This window comes from Paracoccus chinensis (assembly GCF_900102885.1).
GTDB lineage: Bacteria > Pseudomonadota > Alphaproteobacteria > Rhodobacterales > Rhodobacteraceae > Paracoccus > Paracoccus chinensis.
Genome location: NZ_FNGE01000079.1, coordinates 1 through 1,161, shown reverse-complemented (window position 1 = coordinate 1,161; position 1,161 = coordinate 1). Strand labels below are relative to the sequence as shown.

Genomic DNA, 1,161 nt, shown 5'->3' with positions numbered 1-1,161 from the left:
CGAGAGAGCCGCAACGGGCGATCAGAGCAAGGGCGGTCTCCACGTCCGACGCGATCCCGACCACTTGGGCTCCGGCTGCTTCAAACGCTTGTGCAATGTCGATCGCAACGACGCGCTGGCGCTCGAGGACAAGAATCCTGTTCCGCTGTACGCTGGCCACGGCCGAGGCATGAGGCCGAACAGCCAGCGTCCCCGAAGCAGGGATGTCGGTGACCACCCACCGAGCCTGCAAGGCTGTCATGGAGTCCTCCTAAACCTGCCATTGGAGAACAATCTGTAAACCCGGTTTTGAGGCTCAGGTTAACCCAGGTTAACGACGGGTGAAGATTGCACCCCGTGTCGCCTCGTTATCCAAAGGCATCACGCTTATATTGCGAACATCGGCAGCCGCGATTAGGGGCGTTGCCGGCCGAGAGACAGCGTGTGCTCCCGCCTCCGAGCCGGAGCACGCTCATGCCACGCTACTTCTTCCACGTCATTGACGGCCGCGAGATACGCGACGAGGAGGGCATCGAGCTGCCCAACATCTACGTGGCGCAGGCGGAGGCGATCTGCCTGTGCGGCGAGGTGCTGCGCGACATGGGCGGGCGGTTCTGGAACGGGACCGAGTGGCGCCTCGAGGTCGAGGACGAGCAGGCCCAGGTGCTGTTCGTGCTCCACTTCTCCGCCGAGGAAAGGCTCTCGCAGCCTGACGCGGACCCTGGGCCTGCGTCCGGTTCATCCGATGGCTAGGCGCGCGCTCTAGCGCCTCGGCTCCTTGCTGCCTTTGTGCTCGGCCAGGTGCAGGTAGTTGGGGTTGAAGCCGCTGAACGCCTTCAGCCGCGGGACGTCCAGGATCACCAGCGCTCCGTTCTTCAGCGTGATGAGCTCCTCGGCGCGCAGGCGCTGGAGCACCCGGTTCACGTGGATGTGGGACAATCCCATGGTGTCGGCAATCTCGACCTGCGTGAGGGGCAGATCGTAGGAGCCGTTGCTCGTGAGCCCCACAGCCTCCAAACGCAGCAGGAGCTCGCACAGCAGGTGAGCGACGCGTTGCTCGGCGGATCGTGCGCCGATGTTGACCAGCCACTCGCGCAGCGTCGCCTCGTCCACCAGCGAGCACCACCACAAGGCCCGGGCCAGCGCCGGCCGCTCGGTCATCTCCAGGATGCGCGCCCGGGG

3 protein-coding genes are annotated in these 1,161 nt (G+C 65.1%); 1 reads left to right on the top strand and 2 read right to left on the bottom strand.

The features are described from left to right. A partial coding sequence (locus BLQ03_RS18745; RefSeq protein WP_425415756.1) for a response regulator occupies positions 1-241 on the bottom strand: 241 nt, incomplete at its 3' end. A gap of 212 nt (positions 242-453) precedes the next feature. On the opposite strand from BLQ03_RS18745, the gene BLQ03_RS17775 reads away from it, so the two are divergent. After that, positions 454-732: a DUF6894 family protein gene (locus tag BLQ03_RS17775; RefSeq protein WP_090757609.1), complete on the top strand. Its 279-nt coding sequence runs from the start codon at positions 454-456 to the stop codon at positions 730-732. Between the two features lie 9 nt (positions 733-741). Here the strand turns inward: BLQ03_RS17775 and BLQ03_RS17770 are convergent. Then, a partial coding sequence (locus tag BLQ03_RS17770; protein ID WP_139166827.1) for a Crp/Fnr family transcriptional regulator occupies positions 742-1,161 on the bottom strand: 420 nt, incomplete at its 5' end.

Excerpts from the sequence above, each read along its gene's own strand:
- BLQ03_RS17775 (WP_090757609.1), top strand. The coding sequence starts at position 454 with ATGCCACGCTACTTCTTCCACGTCATTGACGGCCGCGAGATACGCGAC.